Origin of the sequence: Streptomyces sp. NTH33 (assembly GCF_003236365.1) — a bacterium.
GTDB lineage: Bacteria > Actinomycetota > Actinomycetes > Streptomycetales > Streptomycetaceae > Streptomyces.
This window is the reverse complement of sequence record NZ_POTZ01000002.1, coordinates 18,273-33,056: the sequence shown is the minus strand read 5'-3', so window position 1 is coordinate 33,056 and position 14,784 is coordinate 18,273. Positions and strand designations below refer to the sequence as shown.

At 68.8% G+C, this 14,784-nt stretch carries 8 protein-coding genes and 2 pseudogenes; 2 read left to right on the top strand and 8 right to left on the bottom strand.

The features are described 5' to 3' along the window. Nucleotides 1–76: 76 nt before the first annotated feature. The 3 genes and pseudogenes from C1I97_RS00440 to C1I97_RS00430 form a co-directional block, all read right to left on the bottom strand. The gene (locus C1I97_RS00440; protein WP_258382349.1) at nucleotides 77–634 is read right to left on the bottom strand and encodes a DUF1707 and DUF4190 domain-containing protein; all 558 of its coding nucleotides are present in this window, start codon (nucleotides 632–634) and stop codon (nucleotides 77–79) included. Nucleotides 635–717: 83 nt separating this feature from the next. After that, a pseudogene (locus tag C1I97_RS42875) lies at nucleotides 718–1,054 on the bottom strand (hypothetical protein); the annotation flags it as partial. 161 nt (nucleotides 1,055–1,215) lie between these two features. Then, nucleotides 1,216–2,193 (bottom strand): glycosyltransferase family 2 protein, encoded by a 978-nt coding sequence (locus C1I97_RS00430; RefSeq protein WP_441349073.1) that lies wholly within the window; start codon nucleotides 2,191–2,193, stop codon nucleotides 1,216–1,218. 191 nt (nucleotides 2,194–2,384) lie between these two features. On the opposite strand from C1I97_RS00430, the gene C1I97_RS00425 reads away from it, so the two are divergent. Both C1I97_RS00425 and C1I97_RS40905 read left to right on the top strand, forming a co-directional pair. Further along, on the top strand, nucleotides 2,385–3,668 hold the full coding sequence (locus C1I97_RS00425) for a glycosyltransferase family 39 protein (protein ID WP_111001202.1): 1,284 nt from the start codon (nucleotides 2,385–2,387) through the stop codon (nucleotides 3,666–3,668). 129 nt (nucleotides 3,669–3,797) lie between these two features. Further along, nucleotides 3,798–4,092: pseudogene (locus C1I97_RS40905) on the top strand (peptidoglycan-binding protein); the annotation flags it as partial. A 276-nt stretch (nucleotides 4,093–4,368) separates the two neighbouring features. Here the strand turns inward: C1I97_RS40905 and C1I97_RS00415 are convergent. The 5 genes from C1I97_RS00415 to C1I97_RS00390 form a co-directional block, all read right to left on the bottom strand. Beyond that, a complete protein-coding gene (locus C1I97_RS00415; protein ID WP_111001201.1) occupies nucleotides 4,369–8,268 on the bottom strand; it encodes a DNA-directed RNA polymerase subunit beta' in 3,900 nt (1,299 codons plus the stop codon). 96 nt (nucleotides 8,269–8,364) lie between these two features. Beyond that, the gene (gene rpoB, locus C1I97_RS00410; RefSeq protein ID WP_111001200.1) at nucleotides 8,365–11,850 is read right to left on the bottom strand and encodes a DNA-directed RNA polymerase subunit beta; all 3,486 of its coding nucleotides are present in this window, start codon (nucleotides 11,848–11,850) and stop codon (nucleotides 8,365–8,367) included. A 610-nt stretch (nucleotides 11,851–12,460) separates the two neighbouring features. Further along, nucleotides 12,461–12,850, bottom strand: coding sequence for a 50S ribosomal protein L7/L12 (gene rplL / locus C1I97_RS00400; protein WP_111001199.1), 390 nt, complete (start codon nucleotides 12,848–12,850; stop codon nucleotides 12,461–12,463). A gap of 117 nt (nucleotides 12,851–12,967) precedes the next feature. Continuing rightward, on the bottom strand, nucleotides 12,968–13,498 hold the full coding sequence (gene rplJ, locus C1I97_RS00395; protein ID WP_006130602.1) for a 50S ribosomal protein L10: 531 nt from the start codon (nucleotides 13,496–13,498) through the stop codon (nucleotides 12,968–12,970). Nucleotides 13,499–13,828: 330 nt separating this feature from the next. Continuing rightward, entirely contained in the window at nucleotides 13,829–14,671 is an 843-nt protein-coding gene (locus tag C1I97_RS00390; protein WP_111001198.1) for a DUF1396 domain-containing protein, read from the bottom strand. Nucleotides 14,672–14,784 lie beyond the last annotated feature (113 nt).

The following is a 14,784-nucleotide window of genomic DNA, read 5'->3' as shown; positions in this document are numbered from 1 at the left end:
GAGACCGGCCGCCGGTGCGGGCACCGTCACCGCCCCCCTTCGGGTGCGCCTGGGCGAGCCGCCGGCCCGGTGTGCGTCAGACCTGTGCGGCTACTGCCGTCACGATGAAGAGGGTGAGGAAGAGGGCCCAGCCCGCGACGGAGAGCCAGCCCAGGATCAGGCCGGCCAGGGCCAGGCCGTCGCCGCCCTCGCCCCGGCGGCGGATCTCGGAGCGGGCCACGTGGCCCAGGACCACCGCGGGAAGGCCTGTGAGGCCGGCTGTCATCAGGGTGAGCACGCCGCAGACCAGGGAGCCGACCGCCTTGCCGTTGGTGGGCGGGACCGGGCGCGGCAGGAACGTCGCGGGAACGGCCGGAGCCGCCGCGGGGTACGGTGCCGGGCCCTGGGGCAGGTCGGCGACCAGGAGCGTCAGTTCCCCGACGGTGCGTGCCTGGTACGCCCGGGTGATGCGCCGATCGAGTTCCCCATGGTCCAGGCGGCCCTCGCTGAAGCCCGCTCTGAGCACGTCCACGGCACGCTCACGGTCGGCGTGGGACGCGAGCAGTGACGGGCTGCCCTGGCCCTGCCACGGCTGCGGAACGCCGCGCCCGGGCTGCCAGGGCTGCCAGGACGGCTGCGACGGCGGAAACGACACGGACGACCTCCCCCGAACCGTACGAGTCCCTCCATCATGCGCCATCGGGCGCCGAAATGCCGAAGGCGGCCACCCCGTAACGGACCGGAGCCCGTGCCGAACGGCGAGCAGTCGATGCCGTCGTGGCCCGCGGCCGTCGTAGCCCACAGCCGACCACACCGCGGCCTTGGCCTTGATCGCCGCGTCCGTGGTGATGCCCATCGGCTGCGGACGACCGGAGACCGGGTGACCACCCTTCCGGACCACACGACGGTTCTCCTGCTCGGACTTCGAACGCTCGACCGGCTCACCGGGCAGCAGCCCGGCGTCGCCGGACTCGATGACCGTCACCCGGCGCGGCATCTGCCGGACGATGATCTCGATGTGCTGGTCGTGGATCGACACACCCTGCGAGTCGCAGACCTTCCGGACCTCGCCGACCGTCAGACGGGCACGCTCCGGGTTCGGGCGGCTCGTCCCGCCGCTGCCGTCGTCCGGCCCGCATGACGCATCACATGGCACGCGCGCGAGCGACCTGCGAGCACCGCGCGCGGGTGCCGGCGCCGGCCGCCCGGGTGCCGGCGCAGGACACGCCGCGCTGCCTACCCCGGCGGGCCGGCGGTGTTCCTGTCGTCCTCGGCCCTGTGGGCGCCGGGGATGCGCACCGACGACGTCTGGTCCGTCTCGCGCGTGTCGTGGCCCACGAAGTACGCCGGACGGTTCTGTACGGCCGTATAGATACGAGCGACGTACTCGCCGAGCAGGCCGACGCAGACCAACTGGACCGCGCCGATGAAGAGGACTCCGATGAAGAGCGAGGTCCATCCGGGGACCGTGTACTGCAGGGCGTACGCGCCGAGCGAGTAGACCATCAGGATCAGGCAGACCAGGAACGCGAAGCCGCCGAGCCAGGTGGCCAGGCGCAGCGGGGCCGCGGAGAAGCCGGTGACGCTGTCGACGGCGAGCCGGATCATGCGGCCGAGGGGGTACTTGCTGCGGCCTGCGGTGCGCGGCGCGCGCTCGTAGCTGACCTCGCCGCTCGGGAAACCCAGCCAGGGCACGAGGAGGCGGTAGACCCGCTGCTGGTCCGGCAGCGCTTTGAGGGCGTCCACGGCGGCCCGGCTGAGCAGCCGGAAGTCGCCGGCCTGGGCGGGCACGGCCGGTCCTGCGAGGCGGCGCACGAGCCGGTAGTACAGGCCGGCCGTCCACCGTTTGAAGCCGGTGTCGCTGGTGCGGTCGGCGCGGATGCCGTAGACGATGTCGAGGCCCTCGCCGCGGGCCAGTGCGAGCATGTCGGGGATCTTCTCGGGCGGGTCCTGGAGGTCCGCGTCCAGGCTGACGGCGTAGGCGCCGACCGCCCGGTCCAGGCCGGCCGTCAGGGCCGCCTGGTGGCCCGAGTTGCGGCGCAGTCCCACCACGCGCAGTTCCGGCCAGCCGAGCCGGAGGGCGGCGAGCAGTTCAGGAGTGCGGTCCGTGCTGCCGTCGTCGACGGCGAGCAGTTCATAGGGCACCCCGAGGTCCGCCAGGACCGGGCGCAGCCGGCTGACGAGGGCCGACAGGACCTCTTCCTCGTTGTACATCGGTATGACGACGGACAGCACGGTCGTGCCGTCGAGCGCACCGCCGGTTGTCCCGCCCACCCGTCGTTCCCCCCACCCACCGTTATCATGCGACGTCGGCGTGATCTTATGGCCTGTACATGTGAACGGCCGTGTGGGTCCCGGGAAACCGTCGGCCCGGGTGGTCGGGCGACCAGGGGGGACCAGAGGGCATGGGTACGGCTTTCGGTGACACGGCGACGGACTCCGCACCCTCCGACGAGGCCGAACGGGCCGAACGGCCTCCGGCGCGCCGCCGCCTCACCCTGCCGCCCGGCGCGCGGCCGTACGTGACCCCACTCGCGCTGTACGGCGTCGCCAAGCTCGTGGGCCTCGCCGTCTTCGCCTGCCTGCTGGAGTACGCCGGCGACTACCGCGGCAAGAACCCGCGCTTCGGCGGCGGCGCCCACTGGTGGGACGTCCTGGCCACCTGGGACGGCTGGTGGTACCTCCAGGTCGCCGAGAAGGGCTACCACCCCGGCCCGCTGCAGCCGCTCGACGGGGGCGGCCTGTTCACCGTGCAGCAGAACTCCGTCGCGTTCTTCCCTCTCTACCCCGGGCTGATCCGGGGTGTGTCCGAGGTGACCTCGCTGGGCCTGTTCGGCTCCGCGCTCCTCGTCTCCGTGCTGGCCTCCTTCGTCGCGGCTGCCGGCATCTACGCGGTGGTGTCCACACTGGCGGGCGTCCGGGCGGGCACCGTCGCCGCCGGGTTGTGGGCGGTGGCGCCCGGGGCGGGCGTCGAGTGGGCGGTGTACTCGGAGTCACTGTTCGTCGCGATCGCGGCCTGGACCTGTTACTGCGTGATGAAGCACCAGTGGGTGGCGGCGGGGTTCCTCGCCTTCCTCGCCGGGCTCAGCCGTCCGACGTCCGCCACGCTCATCGGCGCGGTGGGACTCGCGGCACTGGTGACCGTGGCACGGCGGGGCAGCCGGCAGGAGCACGGAGTCGCCGGACCCGTGTACGCGATGGTCGCGGCGCCGCTCGGCCTGATCGTCTACATCGCCTGGGTGGGCCTGAACTCGAACGACCTGACGGCGTACTTCACCCTCCAGCGCGAGGGCTGGGCGCACTACTTCGACTGGGGCGCCCACACCCTGGCCGTGCTGCGCAACACAGCGGTCGGGCACGGCGACTACCTCTTCCGCTTCGCCGTGCCCGACCTGCTGGCCGTGCAGCTGGTGATCGCGCTGCCCTTCCTGATCGCGCTGATGCTGCGCAGGAAGCCGCCGCTGGTACTGGTGGCGTACACCCTGGCGAGCATCGTGACGGTCCTGGGGACCCAGCAGATCTTCGGGAACACGTCCCGCTATCTGCTGCCCGTCTTCCCGCTGCTGCTCGCCCCGGCGGCGGCCCTGAGCCGGCTGAAGTGGCCGAGCCTGACGGTGTTCTTCACGACGGCGGCGGTGGCGTCGGGGTGGTACGCGCACTACGTGGTCTTCGAGCTGGGGATCCCGTAGGGCGGGCGCCCTCGCCTTCGCGAGGGATCTCGGCACAGGCCGTGTGCCCGCGGATCAGGACGGGGGCGGAGCGGGCCGCGCGTTCCGCGGCGAAGACGCCCTCCAGGCAAAAGAGCCGGGCCCGGCCCGCTGTGCCGGGCGCACGGCTGGGGCGCCAAGTCCGTCATGGGGCACCTGGAGTGGCCGGACCGGAAGAGCGACCCGCGCGGCTTCAGCATGACGGGCATGCGCCGCCGGGTGCAGGCCCGGCCCCCCGCCGCCGAGCACCCCGTGTCACCAGCCGTTTCCCGGGGCCTCGTTCTTCAAGAAGGCCGGCCCCGACTCCCCGATCGTCACGGCGATGGGCCGCCGCCTGGTCACCGAGGGCTGCGGCCGCCACCGCGCGGCTCCTGGCCCCCGCTGGACCGAGGCCGGCCGCGAGTCCTCCGTACCGTCCTGCAGACCGCTGTCGGCCTGTGCGTGCTGCTGCCGACGGTCTGCTGCCGACGGTCGCCGACACCGCCGGCATACGGCAGGCCCTCCCCCCGGGCCACCAAGGCCCTGACCGTCACCGCTGCCGTGGCCCGGCCGATCGCCGGCATCTGCGCGCCGGCCACCGTGGCGACGGCGGTCGCCGCGGCCTGGCAGCCGGCCGCTCGCCGAACACGCCGAAGGGCGGCCACCCGGTGAGGGTGACCGCCCTTCGGCTCAAACTGCCCGCTTACTGGTTGTACGGACCGTAGTCGTAGTCCTCCAGCGGAACGGCCTGGCCGGAGCCCGTGCCGAACGGCGAGTAGTCGATGTCGTCGTAGCCCACGGCCGAGTACATCGCGGCCTTGGCCTCCTCGGTCGGCTCGACCCGGATGTTGCGGTAGCGGGACAGGCCCGTACCGGCCGGGATGAGCTTACCGATGATGACGTTCTCCTTGAGGCCGATCAGGGAGTCGGACTTGGCGTTGATCGCCGCGTCCGTCAGGACCCTGGTCGTCTCCTGGAAGGACGCCGCCGACAGCCAGGACTCGGTCGCCAGCGAGGCCTTGGTGATACCCATCAGCTGCGGACGACCGGAGGCCGGGTGACCGCCCTCCTGGACCACACGGCGGTTCTCCTGCTCGAACTTCGAGCGCTCGACCAGCTCACCGGGCAGCAGCTCGGCGTCGCCGGACTCGATGATCGTCACGCGGCGCAGCATCTGCCGGATGATGATCTCGATGTGCTTGTCGTGGATCGACACACCCTGCGAGTTGTAGACCTTCTGGACCTCGCCGACCAGGTGGACCTGGACGGCCCGCTGGCCCAGGATGCGCAGCACGTCGTGCGGGTTGGTGGCACCCACGGTGAGCTTCTGGCCCACCTCGACGTGGTCGCCCTCGCCGACCAGCAGACGGGCGCGCTTCGAGATCGGGTAGGCCGTCTCGTCGCTGCCGTCGTCCGGGGTGATGACGATCTTCTTGGTCTTCTCGGTCTCCTCGATCCGGACGCGTCCGGCCGCCTCGGAGATCGGGGCGACACCCTTCGGGGTACGGGCCTCGAAGAGCTCGACGACACGCGGCAGACCCTGGGTGATGTCGTCACCGGCCACACCACCGGTGTGGAAGGTACGCATCGTCAGCTGGGTGCCGGGCTCACCGATGGACTGGGCGGCGATGATGCCGACCGCCTCACCGATGTCGACCAGCTTGCCGGTGGCGAGCGAACGGCCGTAGCACATGGCGCAGGTGCCCACCGCGGACTCGCAGGTCAGGACCGAGCGGGTCTTGACCTCGGCGACGCCGCGGGAGACCAGCTCCTCGATGAGCACGTCGCCCAGGTCGGTGCCGGCCGGGGCCAGCACCTGGCCGTCGACGACGATGTCCTCGGCGAGGCAGCGCGCGTACACGGACGTCTCGACGTTCTCCGCCTTGCGCAGCACGCCGTCCGCGCCGCGCTCCGCGATGTGCAGCTTGAGGCCGCGGTCGGTGCCGCAGTCCTCCTCGCGGATGATGACGTCCTGGGAGACGTCGACCAGACGACGGGTGAGGTAACCGGAGTCGGCGGTGCGCAGGGCGGTGTCGGCCAGACCCTTACGGGCACCGTGGGTGGAGATGAAGTACTCCAGCACGGACAGACCCTCGCGGAACGACGCCTTGATGGGCCGCGGGATGGTCTCGTTCTTGGCGTTCGACACCAGACCGCGCATACCGGCGATCTGACGCATCTGCATCATGTTTCCTCGGGCACCCGAGTTGACCATCATGAAGATCGGGTTGGTCTTCGGGAAGTTGCCCGTCATGGCCTCGGCGACGTCGTTGGTCGCCTTGGTCCAGATCGCGATGAGCTCCTGGGTCCGCTCGTCCTTGGTGATCAGACCGCGCTCGTACTGCTTCTGGACCTTCTCGTCCTGCGCCTCGTAGCCGTGGACGATCTCCTTCTTCGCCTCGGGGACGACGATGTCGGAGATGGCGACGGTGACGCCGGAACGGGTGGCCCAGTAGAAGCCGGCCGCCTTCAGGTTGTCGAGCGTGGCCGCCACGATGACCTTCGGGTAGCGCTCGGCGAGGTCGTTGACGATCTCGGAGAGCTGCTTCTTGCCCACCTCGTAGTCGGCGAACGGGTAGTCCTCGGGCAGCAGCTCGTTGAAGAGCGCGCGGCCCAGGGTCGTCTTCAGGCGGAAGGAGTCACCCTGCTGCCACTCGGGCTCGCCCTCCTCGCGGGCCGGCGGGATCCAGCCGCGCGGCGGGATGGTGCCCACCGGGAAGCGGATGTCGACGGTCGACTGCAGCGACAGCTCGCCGGCGTCGAACGCCATGATCGCCTCGGCCACGGAGGAGAAGGAGCGGCCCTCGCCCTTCACGTCCCGCATCTCGCCGTCGGTGGTGAGGAAGAACAGACCGAGGACCATGTCCTGGGTCGGCATCGTCACCGGACGGCCGTCGGCCGGCTTGAGGATGTTGTTCGAGGACAGCATCAGGATGCGGGCCTCGGCCTGCGCCTCCGCGGACAGCGGCAGGTGCACGGCCATCTGGTCACCGTCGAAGTCCGCGTTGAACGCGGTGCACACGAGCGGGTGAATCTGAATGGCCTTGCCCTCGACCAGCTGCGGCTCGAAGGCCTGGATGCCGAGGCGGTGCAGCGTGGGCGCACGGTTCAGCAGGACCGGGTGCTCCGCGATGACCTCTTCCAGCACGTCGTACACGACCGTGCGGCCGCGCTCGACCATGCGCTTGGCGCTCTTGATGTTCTGCGCGTGGTTCAGGTCGACCAGGCGCTTCATCACGAACGGCTTGAACAGCTCCAGCGCCATCGCCTTCGGCAGACCGCACTGGTGCAGCTTCAGCTGCGGACCGACGACGATCACGGAACGCGCGGAGTAGTCCACGCGCTTGCCGAGCAGGTTCTGACGGAAGCGGCCCTGCTTGCCCTTGAGCATGTCGGACAGCGACTTCAGCGGACGGTTGCCGGGGCCCGTGACCGGGCGGCCGCGGCGGCCGTTGTCGAAGAGCGCGTCGACGGCCTCCTGGAGCATGCGCTTCTCGTTGTTCACGATGATCTCGGGCGCGCCGAGGTCGAGAAGCCGCTTCAGGCGGTTGTTGCGGTTGATGACACGGCGGTACAGGTCGTTCAGGTCGGAGGTCGCGAAGCGGCCACCGTCCAGCTGCACCATCGGACGCAGGTCCGGCGGGATGACCGGGACGCAGTCCAGGACCATGCCCTTGGGGCTGTTGGAGGTCTGCAGGAACGCGGAGACGACCTTCAGGCGCTTGAGCGCACGGGTCTTCTTCTGGCCCTTGCCGGTGCGGATGATCTCGCGGAGCCTCTCGGCCTCCTCATCGAGGTCGAAGGACTCCAGGCGCTTCTGCAGCGCCGCGGCACCCATCGAGCCGTCGAAGTACGTGCCGAAGCGGTCGCGCAGCTCGCGGTAGAGCAGCTCGTCGCCCTCAAGGTCCTGGACCTTGAGGTTCTTGAACCGGGTCCACACCTCGTCGAGGCGGTCGATCTCGCGCTGGGCGCGGTCGCGCAGCTGCTTCATCTCGCGCTCGGCGCCCTCGCGCACCTTGCGGCGCACGTCGGCCTTGGCGCCCTCGGCCTCCAGCTCGGCCAGGTCGGCCTCGAGCTTCTTGGCGCGGGACTCCAGGTCGGCGTCGCGGCGCTGCTCGATCTGCTGGCGCTCGACGGAGACGTGGGCCTCCAGCGAGGGCAGGTCGCGGGTACGGCGCTCCTCGTCGACGTACGTGATCATGTACGCCGCGAAGTAGATGACCTTCTCCAGGTCCTTCGGAGCCAGGTCGAGCAGGTAACCCAGGCGCGACGGGACGCCCTTGAAGTACCAGATGTGCGTGACGGGCGCGGCCAGCTCGATGTGGCCCATCCGCTCACGGCGCACCTTGGCGCGCGTGACCTCGACACCACAGCGCTCGCAGATGATGCCCTTGAAGCGGACGCGCTTGTACTTGCCGCAGTAGCACTCCCAGTCCCGGGTGGGGCCGAAGATCTTCTCGCAGAAGAGGCCGTCCTTCTCGGGCTTGAGGGTGCGGTAGTTGATGGTCTCGGGCTTCTTGACCTCGCCGTGGCTCCACTGACGGATGTCGTCGGCGGTGGCCAGGCCGATCCGGAGCTCGTCGAAGAAGTTGACGTCGAGCACTATGCGTCAATCCCTCTCAGGGTTGTAAGTCTGTGGTCTGAAACGGGGGCCTGGGGGTCGGCGGGCCTCCTGGTCAGGAGGCCCGCCGGACTCCCGTCAGACCTCTTCGACGCTGCTCGGCTCGCGCCGGGACAGGTCGATGCCGAGCTCCTCCGCGGCGCGGAAGACATCCTCGTCGGTGTCGCGCATCTCGATGGACATACCGTCGCTGGACAGCACCTCCACGTTCAGGCAGAGGGACTGCATCTCCTTGATGAGCACCTTGAAGGACTCGGGGATGCCGGGCTCGGGGATGTTCTCGCCCTTGACGATGGCCTCGTAGACCTTCACGCGGCCGGTGACGTCGTCGGACTTGATGGTCAGCAGCTCCTGGAGGGCGTAGGCGGCACCGTACGCCTCGAGCGCCCACACCTCCATCTCGCCGAACCGCTGGCCACCGAACTGGGCCTTACCACCCAGCGGCTGCTGGGTGATCATCGAGTACGGACCGGTCGAACGGGCGTGCAGCTTGTCGTCGACCAGGTGGTGCAGCTTCAGGATGTACATGTAGCCGACCGAGATCGGGTCCGGGAACGGCTCGCCGGAGCGGCCGTCGAAGAGCCGGGCCTTGCCGGACGGCAGGACCAGGCGGTCACCGTCGCGGTTGGGGATGGTGTGCTCCAGCAGGCCGGCGATCTCGTCCTCACGGGCACCGTCGAAGACCGGGGTGGCCACGTTGGTGCGCGGCTCGACGCGGTCGGCGGCGATGGTCTGGAGGCGCTCGGCCCACTCCTCCGGGAGGCCGGAGACGTCCCAGCCCTGGCTGGCGAGCCAGCCGAGGTGGATCTCCATGACCTGTCCCGGGTTCATTCGGGACGGCACGCCCAGCGGGTTGAGGATGATGTCGACCGGGGTGCCGTCCTCCAGGAACGGCATGTCCTCGATCGGCAGGATCTTGGAGATGACGCCCTTGTTGCCGTGGCGGCCGGCGAGCTTGTCACCGTCGGTGATCTTGCGCTTCTGCGCGACGTAGACGCGGACCAGCTGGTTCACGCCCGGCGGCAGCTCGTCGCCCTCCTCGCGGTCGAAGACGCGTACGCCGATGACCTTGCCGGTCTCGCCGTGCGGCACCTTCAGCGAGGTGTCACGGACCTCACGGGCCTTCTCACCGAAGATCGCGCGCAGCAGGCGCTCCTCCGGGGTCAGCTCGGTCTCGCCCTTCGGGGTCACCTTGCCGACGAGGATGTCGCCGGCGATGACCTCGGCGCCGATGCGGATGATGCCGCGCTCGTCGAGGTCGGCGAGGACCTCCTCGGAGACGTTCGGGATGTCCCGGGTGATCTCCTCGGGGCCGAGCTTGGTGTCACGGGCGTCGACCTCGTGCTCCTCGATGTGGATCGAGGAGAGGACGTCGTCCTGCACGAGGCGCTGCGACAGGATGATCGCGTCCTCGTAGTTGTGACCCTCCCACGGCATGAACGCGACCAGCAGGTTCTTGCCGAGCGCCATCTCGCCGTTCTGGGTGGCCGGGCCGTCGGCGAGGACCTGGCCCTCGACGATGCGGTCGCCCTCGTTGACGAGCACCTTCTGGTTGACCGAGGTGCCCTGGTTGGAGCGGGCGAACTTGGCCAGGCGGTACGTGATGTACGTGCCGTCGTCGTTGGCGGTGGTGATGTAGTCCGCGGAGACCTCCTGGACCACACCGGTCTTCTCGGCCTTGACCACGTCGCCGGCGTCGACGGCGGAGCGGTACTCCATGCCGGTGCCGACGAGCGGGGACTCCGACCTGATCAGCGGAACGGCCTGGCGCATCATGTTCGCGCCCATGAGGGCGCGGTTGGCGTCGTCGTGCTCGAGGAAGGGGATCATGGCGGTCGCGACCGACACCATCTGGCGCGGCGAGACGTCCATGTAGTCCACGTCCTCGGGGCTGACGTAGTCGACCTCGCCGCCGCGGCGGCGGACCAGGACGCGGGCCTCTTCGAAGCGCAGGTCGTCCGTCAGGACGGCGTTGGCCTGCGCGATGACGAAGCGGTCCTCCTCGTCGGCGGTCAGGTAGTCGACGTCGTCGGTGACCTGGCCGTCGACGACCTTGCGGTACGGCGTCTCGATGAAGCCGAACGCGTTGACCCGGCCGTAGGAGGCCAGCGAGCCGATCAGACCGATGTTCGGGCCTTCCGGCGTCTCGATCGGGCACATGCGGCCGTAGTGCGACGGGTGCACGTCGCGGACCTCGAAGCCGGCCCGCTCACGGGAGAGACCACCCGGGCCGAGGGCGTTGAGACGACGCTTGTGCGTCAGGCCCGACAGCGGGTTGTTCTGGTCCATGAACTGGGACAGCTGGCTGGTGCCGAAGAACTCCTTGATGGAGGCGACGACCGGCCGGATGTTGATCAGGGTCTGCGGCGTGATCGCCTCGACGTCCTGGGTGGTCATGCGCTCGCGCACGACGCGCTCCATACGGGCGAGACCCGTACGGACCTGGTTCTGGATCAGCTCGCCGACGCTGCGGATGCGGCGGTTGCCGAAGTGGTCGATGTCGTCGGTCTCGACCATGATCGAGCGACCGGACTCGCCGACCGTCTCGGTCTCGCCCGCGTGCAGCTTCACCAGGTACTTGATGGTGGCGATGATGTCGTCGGTGGTGAGCACGCCGGCGTCCAGCGGCTCGTCCGCACCGAGCTTCTTGTTCACCTTGTAGCGGCCGACCTTCGCCAGGTCGTAGCGCTTGGGGTTGAAGTAGAGGTTCTCGAGCAGCGTCTGCGCGGCCTCACGCGTGGGGGGCTCGCCCGGGCGCAGCTTGCGGTAGATGTCCAGCAGCGCGTCGTCCTGGCCCTGAGTGTGGTCCTTCTCCAGGGTGGCGCGCATCGACTCGTAGTCGCCGAACTCCTCGAGGATCTGCTCGGTGGTCCAGCCGAGCGCCTTCAGCAGGACGGTGACGGACTGCTTGCGCTTGCGGTCGATGCGGACACCGACCATGTCACGCTTGTCGATCTCCATCTCCAGCCAGGCGCCCCGGGAGGGGATGATCTTGGCGGAGAAGATGTCCTTGTCGGACGTCTTGTCGATGGAGGAGTCGAAGTAGACACCGGGGGAACGGACCAGCTGCGACACCACGACACGCTCGGTGCCGTTGATGACGAAGGTGCCCTTGTTCGTCATGAGCGGGAAGTCGCCCATGAAGACGGTCTGGGACTTGATCTCGCCGGTCTCGTTGTTGGTGAACTCGGCCGTGACGAAGAGCGGGGCGGCGTACGTGAAGTCGCGCTCCTTGCACTCGTCGATCGAGTTCTTCGGCGGCTCGAAGCGGTGGTCTCGGAACGTCAGCGACATCGACCCGGAGAAGTCCTCGATCGGGGAGATCTCCTCGAAGATCTCCTCGAGACCGGACTTGGTGGGAACGTCCTGACCGGACTCCAGAGCCTCCTCGACGCGAGCCTTCCACGCGTCGTTGCCGAGCAGCCAGTCGAAGCTCTCGGTTTGCAGCGCGAGAAGGTTCGGAACCTCGAGGGGCTCCTTGATCTTTGCAAAGGAGATGCGCAGCGGGGCGGTGCTGGCGCCGTTGTTCGTATTCGCGGTCGAGGCAGTGCGCGAGGCGGCCAAGAGGGGGTCCTTCCGAGGGCTCGGACTCACTACGCGCGTACCGGCCCCCCGCCGTCGCTTGACGACAGGGCGTCCTGCTGCGGCCAGAAAGGCCAGGTCAGCGATGGTCCGGTCGTCGTTGCTGAGGCGAGGGCATGCCCCTGGTGACGGGCAGGGGGCAGCTAACAGGCAGCGCAAAGGGTCAGTGTAGCCACTTGGCCCACTGATGTCCAGTACGGGTTTTTCGAGACCCTAGTAGTTGTCAACGCCTGCGGCATGCCTGCCCTCAACGCACCCTGATACTGCCCTCTTCGTCGTCGATCCATGCCTCGGATTCGGATCCTTGTGACGACGCGTCCTGAGAATTGCGCGCTGCGTGCAGTTCGTCAAGGCCCCCCATACCCAAAACCGGGTGCTGCCATCGTCACGTGCGGCCTGCCACCGGGACCTCTCGAGGCACGACGAAGATCACCATACCCCTCCCGGCCGCGGGTGCAAGGCAGCCTGCGCCGCCCCTCGGAAACGCCGAGGAGCGACCACCCGGATGGATGATCGCTCCTCGGTGCGTTCGCGTTACAGCCCTACGGGGCCGATGTCAGCGCGCAGGAGTCCTGGCGGACCCGCGGAGGTCTTACTTGACCTCGACGGAGGCGCCGGCGCCCTCGAGGGCCTCCTTGGCCTTGTCCGCGGCCTCCTTGTTGACCTTCTCGACGACGGGCTTCGGCGCACCGTCGACCAGGTCCTTGGCCTCCTTCAGGCCCAGGGAGGTCAGCTCGCGCACGACCTTGATGACCTGGATCTTCTTGTCGCCGGCACCGGTGAGGATGACGTCGAACTCGTCCTTCTCCTCGACGGCCTCGGCGGCACCGGCGGCGGCACCGCCACCGGCCACGACGACCGGGGCGGCCGCGGCGGCGGTGACGTCGAACTTCTCCTCGAAGGCCTTCACGAACTCGGAGAGCTCGATGAGGGTCATCTCCTCGAACTGCGCGAGCAGGTCTTCCTGGCTGAGCTTCGCCATGATGGCGGTCCTTCCATTCAAATCGGCAGGTGCCGGATGTACGGGGTGAGGCGGGCGTACGTCGGCCCGCTGCGATCCTTGCCGCGTCAGGCGGCGCGGATCAGAAAGCGAGCCGAGTTACTCGGCACCGCCCTGCTCGTCCTGCTTGGCGCGCAGCGCGTCCACGGTGCGGACGAGCTTCGACGGCAGCGCCTGGAAGACGGAGGCAGCCTGGGACTGCTTCGCCTTGAAGGCACCGGCCAGCTTGGAGAGCAGAACCTCGCGGGACTCGAGGTCCGCAAGCTTCTTGATCTCGTCGGCGGACAGCGCCTTGCCGTCAAGGACACCGCCCTTGATGACGAGATTCGGGTTGTCCTTGGCGAAGTCACGGAGACCCTTCGCCGACTCCACCGGGTCACCGGTGACGAAGGCGACGGCCGTCGGACCAGCGAAGAGCTGGTCGTCCAGCGTGATCCCGGCCTCGTTGGCCGCAATCTTGGTCAGCGTGTTCTTCACCACGGCGTACTGGGCGTTCTCACCGAGCGACCGGCGCAGCGTCTTGAGCTGCGCCACGGTGAGACCGCGGTACTCGGTCAGCACGGCGGCGTTGGAGCTGCGGAACTTGTCCGTCAGCTCCGCAACCGCGGCAGCCTTGTCGGGCCTCGCCATAGAGCCTCGGCCTCCTTCCGGGTGATTCGGACCGCGCGGACCCGAAGGAGGACTGGGGAAAACGAAACGCCCCGGCGCAGGCGCACGGGGCGGACTCGACCGGGCGCACACACGGGGATCGACGTGTGCTCCGGGAGTTCTTCCACTGTCACCTGCGCGGGTCGTCCGCAGTTCAGCGGATCCTTCGGCCACCGCGCCCTCGTACGAGCGCACGGCAACGACCAGCGGTCTTTGGCTTCCCCGGAAGAGTACGGGAACGGGTCGCCGCGAGGCAAATCCGTTCCCGGGGGATGATCACCGCACGAGCGTCAGCGGGAGCCGAGGAGAGGCTCAGCCCTCCTCCTCGAGGCCCTGCATCATCTCGGCCAGGTCGACGATGTCCTTGGCCGGCGGCGCCTTGATGTCGACCGGCTTGTTGAACTCGAGGAACTTGACGGTCACGTCCAGCGGTCCCTTGTCGGCCTTGCCGCGCATCCGGAACTGCTTGGCGTGGTGCTCGCCGTCCACCCACATGTCCATGGTGAGCTTCTCGACGCCCATCCCCTCGTACCGCTCGATGCTCTTCTCCCTGCGCTCCTGGGCCTCGGCGCCCTTCCCCTTGAGGGAGGCGCGCAGGTCGTCGAGGGTGACGGTGCCCGAGTAGTGGGTGGTCTCGACACCGTCGATCTTCTCGGTGCCGACCTTCTTCACGTCCTTGGCGCCGGTGAGGAAGGTGGACTCGGCCGCCGGGTTCTGCTCGGCCTGGCTCGCGGCGCCGAGTTCGTTCAGCTCGTCGCCCTCGCCGAGCGTGGACAGGTCGAACTTCATCCAGCTCTTGCCGTCCAGCTCCTTGGCCATCTCGGCGCTGCCGCCGATGTACATGGCCTTGTCGACGAGACGGATCTCGGCGGAGCTCGCCTGACCCATGTCGAGAGCCTTTATTTTCATGCTCATGGCAACATCGGGCTTCACCCGCATCGAGGCCTCCGCCTCGATACGGCCCTCCTCGGGGACCTTGCCGGCCATCGTGTAGCGGAAGGACGTGACGTCCTCGGCGTTCTTCGCCGCCTTGGCCACGGCCGCGGCCGGCTCCATCGCGGGAGCCGCGTCGGCGCCCGAGTCCTTCGCACAGCCCACCGCGCCCGCGGCGAGAAGGAGTGCGGCAAGTCCGGCGGCAGGTACGGACGTTCTCATGGAATCCCCCCAAGTCATCGGATCCCCCCAAGGAACCCGGAGCTGGCACACAGCAAGAACTGTGACCCTATCTCAGGTGCATGACAGTGCCATCTATTTTCTTCCGCGGCCGA

Bases quoted from the DNA above. Each gene is read 5' to 3' on its own strand.
- C1I97_RS00430 (WP_441349073.1), bottom strand. From the start codon at position 2,193: ATGTACAACGAGGAAGAGGTCCTGTCGGCCCTCGTCAGCCGGCTGCGC.
- C1I97_RS00425 (WP_111001202.1), top strand. From the start codon at position 2,385: ATGGGTACGGCTTTCGGTGACACGGCGACGGACTCCGCACCCTCCGAC.
- rplL (WP_111001199.1), bottom strand. From the start codon at position 12,850: ATGGCGAAGCTCAGCCAGGAAGACCTGCTCGCGCAGTTCGAGGAGATG.
- rplJ (WP_006130602.1), bottom strand. From the start codon at position 13,498: ATGGCGAGGCCCGACAAGGCTGCCGCGGTTGCGGAGCTGACGGACAAG.
- C1I97_RS00390 (WP_111001198.1), bottom strand. From the start codon at position 14,671: ATGAGAACGTCCGTACCTGCCGCCGGACTTGCCGCACTCCTTCTCGCC.